The following is an 8,088-nucleotide window of genomic DNA, read 5'->3' as shown; positions in this document are numbered from 1 at the left end:
CGCAAGAAAAGGGCGGGATTCGTATGAATCCCACCCCAACTATTGACAAAGAGCCCAAAAAAATACGCCATCAATTGAGCATTTACAATTGATGGCGTATTTAGATTAAATATTATAATAAGCTGACCTTACTGGAATCATTTACATCAAGCTGACCTGATACCCCGGTTGAAGCCATCTGCATTCTAAGTTTCATAAGCTCAATCAGATATAAGGTATTTGTCTTTTGGGTTGCCAGATCCACATCTGTGCCATCTGTTTTCCCCGCTATCGATTTTAAAATATCCAGCCACTGAGATCCATTACCGTTAAGGGAGTCCTGATCAGAGAAGTAACTGGACAGATCAGAAACTGAATTCCCGGAATAACCAGAAGCATATACGGCGCTATCATCCTTACCGCCTGACACTTCCATATCCCGCATTATCTTCTTCACATATTCCTGTGTTTCTTTAAACGGAGGAATTCCTCCATACTTTTTCACATTATTACTTCCTGCATTATACGCAGCAAGGGCAAGAGATACATCTCCATTATAATGATCCAGTTTTTCTTTTAGATATTTTGCCCCCCCCAATATATTGCTACGCGCATCATATGGATCAGAAACGCCCAGTGATCTGGCTGTAGCAGGCATTAACTGCATCACACCCGCTGCACCTTTGGGAGAAGTGGCTGCCGGGTTATAATTGGATTCAGCCTTAGCAACTGCTTTCAGAAGTTTTTTTGATACTCCATATGTCCTGGAAGCTTCTGTAAAAAAGGATTCCAAATCTTTAGGTACTTCCATCACTGATTTAAGGACTTTTTTAAAATTTCCAGCCGTAGCTTTTGTGGTTTGTCCTTTCTCCAATGACTGATTATTGCCTAACGTCATCATCCGCAACTGATCTATCGTCGCCACTTATTCATCCTCCTGTTGGTATTATCTACTGTATCCACTTTCCGTCAGCACCAATCTGATATCCGCCTATATTTGTGCTGCTGGCCATACTTCCATCTGGATTCATATAGTACCAGATTCCCGGTTGCGGCTGAACCCAGCCAGTTAACATCTCTCCGCCTGTTGGATTTAAGTAATACCATTTTCCATTAATAAACTGCCACCCGGTAAGGAGCTTGCCATCTGCCGGATTCATATAATACCATCTGATCCCTGTTTGAACCCAACCGGTGCGGCGTACTCCGTTGGCATCAAAATAATACCAGTCATTTAAAATCTGCTTCCAGCTGTTTCTCGGGGTACCACCATCTTCCTCTACATAGGTGCTGCCCTTCCATGCTCCGGAGGTACTTCCTTCATACTCCATGGTAATATCCTGAGAGGTTATATTGTCTCCCTCTTTTAAATACTTTCGGTCATCTGCGGTAAAGCCAATGGCACGGACTTCATAATAATAAACAGCATTCTTATCCATCAGATCTGATAAATCAACGGTATTGGTTTCTACTGTAAGTGCCTTTTTTAATTTATCATCAGCATAAAGAGATACTTTATATCCTGTAGCAAACTCTACCTTGTCCCAGACTGCTTTCGTTTTTTTGCTGTCAGTCCAGCCAGCCCTGGCTGTATTCCCCAGCTTAACTACCGGAATATAATCCACTTTTACCTCCAGTGTATTATTATCCAGTGCTTTTGCAGAGACAAATCTTGCACCAGTAATTTTACATTCCGAGCGGTTATAGGTTTCTGCAAAGATTGTATTTGAAGAAGTTAAAATAACACTGACTCTTTCTGCCTTTGCCGCCTTCCATTTGCTGATGTCACGCTTCCATACAAGATCCTGTACGGATACACCTGTAGTGGTTGTTGATACCTGAGGCATTAAAATTTCCTGATCGCCAAACTGGCTGTCAAATTTCAAATTCAGACTTCTTATTACAACCGATTCGTCTGCATAGGTCTTTAATGGTGCCGCTCCTGAGAGTACTGCCGTTGTAACAACAGCCATTACGATACTAAATAAAATCCTTCTTTTCATCTGAATCATTGTTTCCATACCCCATCCTCGTCTAACTGACAGCCGTCAATTACCGTGCTGACAGCCATAACTCCATCCTGCTGGTTAAAATACCGCCATACCCCGTCCACCTTTTGCCAGCCGGTGAGCATAACGCCATCTTCTCCAGTATAATAAGTCTTGCCATCGCGGTTAAACAGCCCCTTTAACATAGCCCCCTCTAAGTTACCCTGTACTGTATTCAGATAATACCATCTTCCTGCCTGGTTGACCCAGCCCTTTTGCATGGCACCCTGGTTATTAAAATAACGATAGTAACCGTCAATCACCTGCCAGCCAGTTGCAGCAGCCCCCATAGGAGCCTCATAGCCATTATCCGGATAAAAATAATACCAGTTGTTATCTATTTTATTCCAGCCCGTTACCATCGCTCCATTGGAAGCCATATAATAAATATCGGATTGCGTAAGAAACCAGCCGGTAACCATCTTTCCATTTTCATCAAAGCGATAGTAAACATTATCCAGCATAAGCCAGGAGTTTGCCTGTACGCTTCCGTCCGCATAGCGGTAATACCAGACGCCGGATTGTTCTTCCCAGCCCGTCTTCTTTTCCGGATTGGCTGTAGTCCCTTTTGTTGTATCCGATTCTTTTCCCGTACCATCAGAAACATCTCTGTCCATGATAACCAGTTCATCGGATTCAACCCAACCGCTTTTCTTTCCATTCTTCAACTCATCTGCTTTAAACGGAACAGACCGGATCTTAAAGGAATATGTGCCTTCTTCCGTCATATATGGATAGAAATTGTAGGTAGTTGCTTTTACCTGCTCTTTCTTAAAAATCACCTTTTTACCTAAATAAAGCCAGACTTCATATGCCCCCGAGGTATTATCTCCCTTGGACCATACAGCCTGTCCCAGTCTCGTATCTTTCCAGCCGATATCTTCCGGCTCCGCATACAGTCCTTTAATTGCCTTAGCCCTTAAAGTAACAATCAGATCACTGCCGTTTCGCTTGGCACTCACATAGGTGCCTCCGCTTATCTTAATTTTAGATGCCTCATAGTTTGATTTAAAGTAAGCGTCATATTCATCGGAAGGTGTCAGTGTCACATTCATCTTAGGTTCTTCTCCGATTGTCATATCCTTTGAAGTTGACGTGACCCATTCGGCATCTCTGATTGTGTATTTTTTATCACCGGAAGTTACATAACATTCTCCATCTGTCTTATTAATCTTTATGTCGGGCAGTCTGTCTCCCGCTTCAATATTTAATGAGACCTTGACACTGACTGAGTTTATGGATTCTGTTGCCGTTACCTTCTGGGCAGTAAGACACAGACAAAGTGCGCTTATAATGCCCACTGCCAAAGCTTTCCTCTGTTGTTTCATTCATTCGCTCCTTTCCTTATAACTTTAAAATACAATAAAGCCTGTAAGTTATGTATCGGCATAATGAGCTCCATTCATAAGCAATTACAGGATTTTTCTCCTTTTCAGCTGTTCCTGAAACGTAAATTTACGAACCATAGACTCCTGATAAGTGGACAAACCAAAATAACGGCTTCCATAACGGTAAAAAGGTTCTTCTCCTTTTTCCGCAACTTCTCTGACCCACAAAACAGATGCCGTTAACCGGGTGTTTCCTGCATCTGTTTCAAACTCAAAGGAGAAAATCTGATTCTCCTTTAGCTTGACTTTGGATTCAAATCCAATTCCACCGGCACTGATGTCTTTTAGCTTTGCCGGTATATGAGTCACTTTTCCCAGTTCATCAGCAGTTTCCAGTACAACGGGAATTGCCACCCGAACCTTTAAGTCTATTCTTCTTTGTTCCACACCCATCAATTCATCTATTCTGCAGGGCACCTTATATATGGCTCTCCCTAAGTCTCCCATCTCATCTCCTACCACCTTGACTCTTGCGGACAAACTGCATTTACACGTTACAAGTCCCTGTATGCCGTCGTAGAATACGATCACTGATTCCGTATTAACCTTATCCATGTCCTCTTCTTCAAAAATCAGAGCCATATTATCCTTCTCGGAATCAACCACTTTTACCTCTGCAAGAAAAACTCCATCAAATGAATAGATACAAGCCTTTTCACATTCCTTTAACATAAATTATTCCACCGTTTCTTCTTTTATTGTTTCCTCTTCCTCTGTCTCTTCCAAATTTTCTTTCATTATACTATTTTGTTTTCCAGGTACATAATCCAGAAAATAAAGGTAGATATCTACAATAGCCTGATACAATTCTTCCGGGATCTGGCTCCCCAGTTCAAGCTGTGTGAGTATGGTAGCAAGGGAATTGTCCTCATAAACAGGGATCCCGCTCTCATTGGCCAGCTCTACAATCTTTTCTGCGGTGTACCCCATCCCTGATGCAACGATAACTGGAGATGTATTTTTTGATTCATCGTATTTTAAAGCAACTGCTTTTTTGTTAAGTGTACTTTTAAATTCTGACATCGACAGTATTCTTCCTTTCCTGTATTTTAGGAAAAACTGATACAAGAGAAGAAGGTCCCTCTCCTGCCTGCAGAATGATCCGATCTGACCGCAGGTGGTTTTTTTCCAGAATACTCTTAATTCCCTTCTGGATACTGGTTTCTGATTTCTTAAGCTTCTCTGGATAATAAAGCTGGAGAGATGATGTATTATCCCCATAAAGCATTAAAAGCTTAAATGGTCCAAGTTCTGCAATTTCAAATTTAATAAAAATCCTTGCAATCCGCTGGGCTCCTGCCTGAGTACTGCTACCCTCTTCATCCGGATCAATCCACATCTCTGAGAATAATTTCTTTCCGTTAATTTCCATTGGAAATGCCAGATGAAGGATGGGCATATAAACGCTTTCATTGACCACAAGTGACTGGATTATATTCAGAAACGTCTGTCTGTTTTCAAGTCCGGCGCCGCCGCTTACTCCTGTTCTTAAAAATTCAATAAATTTATCTGACCACTGGTTTTTTCCTGCTGCCTGCTCCATATCAACCTGACCAAGCAGTTCTCCAAACTCTTCAGCAGTCGTTGAACCAAAATGCCTGCGAAATCCCTGATATCCCGTAAGTTTTGCAAATGCCTGCAGGACATCTTCTCTGTTTCCATTTTCATATCTTGCCATAAGAACGCTTAAAAGGGAAATCTTATCACGTACTGTACCCATATCATGGTTTGCAGCAATATAACGACCCATAAAAGGTAGGATTTTCTCTTTCAAAAGAGCACCGTTTGCCTGGGTGTCTCCTTCATTTGCAGATAAATCCAGTTCTTTTAACAATTCTTCCAGCTGGGAAGCTGTTTGCTTGAATATATACTCTTCCATATCTTTTACTGTATTAAATATATCATGAAGAATATGCTTTCCGGAAGACATATCATTAAACTTTTTTATAAAATTTAATATATCAGCTTTTAAATCAACAGAACCTGTATCAGCCATGACCTGCCTCAGCTGGTCAAAGATTCCTCCGTTGAAGCGGACGGAAGACTCTGTCTGTTCTTTTAAAAACCCAGGGACATCTTCCTCTTTCATCTGGCTGGCCTTAAAAAAAGAAGCTATTTGTCTGGCTGCTTCTTCTCCCATCACACCTCCGGTTAACATCTCTTCTCCCTGGAAAAAAACATCAGAAAAAATCCGGGTAATATCCGGAGTATTCTTGATCATATTGAGAAATGTGCCGAAGTTGGAACGATACTGAAATGCCAGCTGCTGTTCCTGATTTCCTCCTGAATCAGTCCGGTTATCCCCACGCATCACTTTCGACGGATCCACAGGGTTTTGTATCTGAGGTCCCTGGCCTGCCTGGGGGTTGTTTTTAATTGTAGAATTATCATAGCCGGACATTGGAGTGGTTACTTTCAGAATATCTGCCATATTATGCCTCCATACAAGTGGTGTTTTATATATTTTTCAAAAGGTTATTTGATTTACTATTATTTTTTTTTCAGCCATACCGATAAATAATTATATACTATACTAGACAAGGCGGTGTAAATATTATGGATAACGGCATGGATAATATGCTTGATATGTATCTTTTTGAAACCAATTCTCTACTGGAGCAATTGGACGAACTCCTGATCGAAGCCGAAAAAGCAGGAGATTTTACGGTGGATGATGTGAATGAAATTTTTCGTATCATGCATACCGTTAAGGGTTCTTCAGCAATGATGGAGTTTAACTCTTTGATGCAGATTGCTCATCACATTGAAGATTTATTCTTTTTTATCCGTGAGAACGGCTTGGATTCACTTGAAAGTTCTCACAAAAGCACCCTTTTTGATTTAATGTTCCGCTCTACTGATTTGCTTCGTGCCGAAGTTTTAAAGGTTCAAAACAATGAGCCACTTAGTGATAATGTCGACAGTCTGACCGAGGAAATTAATAGTTTCCTGAAAAAAATCAGTAAGGATAATAAAGATACTGCGCCAGAAAACAAGAAAACCGCTAAGCCGGCAGCAAAAGAAAGTGTAAAGCCAGCTGCTCCCGTTGCAGTAGTAGATCTGGATGAGGTTCGTATGGATCTTGCAGAATGTCCGGATGATAATGCGGCTTATTTCCTCCGCATCTTTTTTGATGAGGGCTGCGGAATGGAGAATCTCCGCGCATTTATGCTCATCAGCTCTTTAAAGGAATCCGGTCTGGAATTTAATTTTTACCCCAGCGATGTGGAAACCAACAGTCAGAGCAGTGTTTCTATTATTGAAAAAGGATTTTATCTTGCGCTTGACTCCCGGGAGACTGCAGATGCAGCAATTTCACAGATCAATAATATGAACAACCTCCGCTCTTATGAACTGATTCAGAATGCACGGGCAAAAAGTGCTGTTGAAGAAAAGGCTGTAGAGGCAGCTTCTGCTCCCGTTAACCAGGAAAACGCCGCTCCTGCAAATGCCCCCGCCGCCAGCACAGGACATCAGATGCCCAGTAAGCAGAATCTGATCAGTGTTAATTTAGCAAAGCTTGATAACCTGGTTGCAATTGTGGGTGAGATTGTAATAACAGAATCCATGGTTACTTCTTCTCCAGAAATCCAGAATATGAAGAATCTGGATAGTTTCTTAAAGGCCACCAGACAGCTTCGTAAGCTGACTGATGATCTGCAGGATATTGTTATGTCTCTTCGCATGGTTCCTGTTTCCGGCGTGTTCCAGAAAATGAACCGTATTGTCAGAGATATGAAGCAGAAACTGAAAAAGGATGTCCGGCTGACAATCGTTGGTGAGAATACGGAAGTTGATAAATCCATTGTGGACAGTATCGGTGATCCGATCATGCATATTGTGCGTAACTCCATGGATCATGGAATCGAAGAAACTGCTGAGGATCGTATCCGGGCTGGCAAAAATCCGCAGGGTGAGATTATTCTCTCTGCCAGTCATACCACCAATGAAGTTATTATCTCCATACGTGATGACGGACGAGGCGTAAATCCAGCCGGTGTCCTTGCAAAAGCAAAGAGAAACGGGATTCTTACCAAGCCGGAAAGTGAGTATACCCAGAAAGAGATTCTTTCTCTTTTGTTAGCCCCAGGCTTTTCCACCAATGAGACAGTTACTGAGTTTTCAGGCCGTGGAGTTGGAATGGATGTTGTAAAGAAGAATGTGGAAGCCATTGGCGGAACCATTACTATTACAAGTGATCTTGGTAAGGGAATGTGCACCACCTTAAAAATCCCGCTTACCATGGCCATTGTTGACGGTATGGAGATCTCCGTAGGCAAATCCGTATTTACGATTCCGATTGCCAATATCCGCCAGTCCTTTAAGGTAAAGAACGAAGAAGTTATTTATGATACAGAGGGAAATGAAATTATCAGATGCATGAATCAGTTTTATCCAATTATCCGAATTCACAGACTTTACAATATTGAAACAGAAGTGACCAATATTGAAGACGGTATTCTGGTATGGGTTGAATCCGGGGATAAATCCTACTGTCTCTTTGTAGATGATCTTCTGGGTGAACAGCAGGTGGTAGTGAAGCCTCTTCCGGTATACTTAAACAGCTTTAATATTAAAGATTCCGGTATCAGCGGATGTACCATTCTTGGTGACGGAAATATCAGCATCATATTAGACGTTTTAAATCTGTATGCTGCAGCTCATAATTAATT

At 41.6% G+C, this 8,088-nt stretch carries 7 protein-coding genes; 1 reads left to right on the top strand and 6 read right to left on the bottom strand.

Annotation, left to right across the window (positions count from 1 at the left end):
• Positions 1 to 112: 112 nt before the first annotated feature.
• The 6 genes from ABS301_RS23595 to ABS301_RS23570 all read right to left on the bottom strand — a co-directional run bounded on the left by ABS301_RS23595 (position 113) and on the right by ABS301_RS23570 (position 5,846).
• Complete coding sequence (locus ABS301_RS23595) at positions 113 to 904, bottom strand: lytic transglycosylase domain-containing protein (RefSeq protein ID WP_349674513.1); 792 nt, start codon at positions 902 to 904, stop codon at positions 113 to 115.
• 25 nt (positions 905 to 929) lie between these two features.
• A complete protein-coding gene (locus tag ABS301_RS23590; RefSeq protein ID WP_349674512.1) occupies positions 930 to 2,000 on the bottom strand; it encodes an N-acetylmuramoyl-L-alanine amidase family protein in 1,071 nt (356 codons plus the stop codon).
• The gene (locus ABS301_RS23585) at positions 1,988 to 3,355 is read right to left on the bottom strand and encodes an N-acetylmuramoyl-L-alanine amidase family protein (RefSeq protein WP_349674511.1); all 1,368 of its coding nucleotides are present in this window, start codon (positions 3,353 to 3,355) and stop codon (positions 1,988 to 1,990) included. Before ABS301_RS23585 ends, ABS301_RS23590 begins: the two co-directional genes overlap by 13 nt.
• An 84-nt stretch (positions 3,356 to 3,439) precedes the next feature.
• Complete coding sequence (locus ABS301_RS23580) at positions 3,440 to 4,087, bottom strand: PilZ domain-containing protein (RefSeq protein WP_349674510.1); 648 nt, start codon at positions 4,085 to 4,087, stop codon at positions 3,440 to 3,442.
• Positions 4,088 to 4,090: 3 nt separating this feature from the next.
• A complete protein-coding gene (locus tag ABS301_RS23575) occupies positions 4,091 to 4,438 on the bottom strand; it encodes an EscU/YscU/HrcU family type III secretion system export apparatus switch protein (RefSeq protein WP_349674509.1) in 348 nt (115 codons plus the stop codon).
• Entirely contained in the window at positions 4,425 to 5,846 is a 1,422-nt protein-coding gene (locus ABS301_RS23570; protein WP_349674508.1) for a hypothetical protein, read from the bottom strand. The genes ABS301_RS23575 and ABS301_RS23570 overlap by 14 nt, the downstream gene beginning before the upstream one ends.
• A 125-nt stretch (positions 5,847 to 5,971) precedes the next feature.
• Here ABS301_RS23570 and ABS301_RS23565 point away from each other — a divergent pair, with 125 nt between their 5' ends.
• A complete protein-coding gene (locus ABS301_RS23565; protein WP_349674507.1) occupies positions 5,972 to 8,086 on the top strand; it encodes a chemotaxis protein CheW in 2,115 nt (704 codons plus the stop codon).
• The last annotated feature ends 2 nt before the right edge of the window (positions 8,087 to 8,088 follow it).

This window comes from Lacrimispora sp., assembly GCF_031982545.1.
Lineage (GTDB): Bacteria > Bacillota > Clostridia > Lachnospirales > Lachnospiraceae > Lacrimispora.
This window is presented reverse-complemented; position numbering and strand designations above follow the sequence as displayed.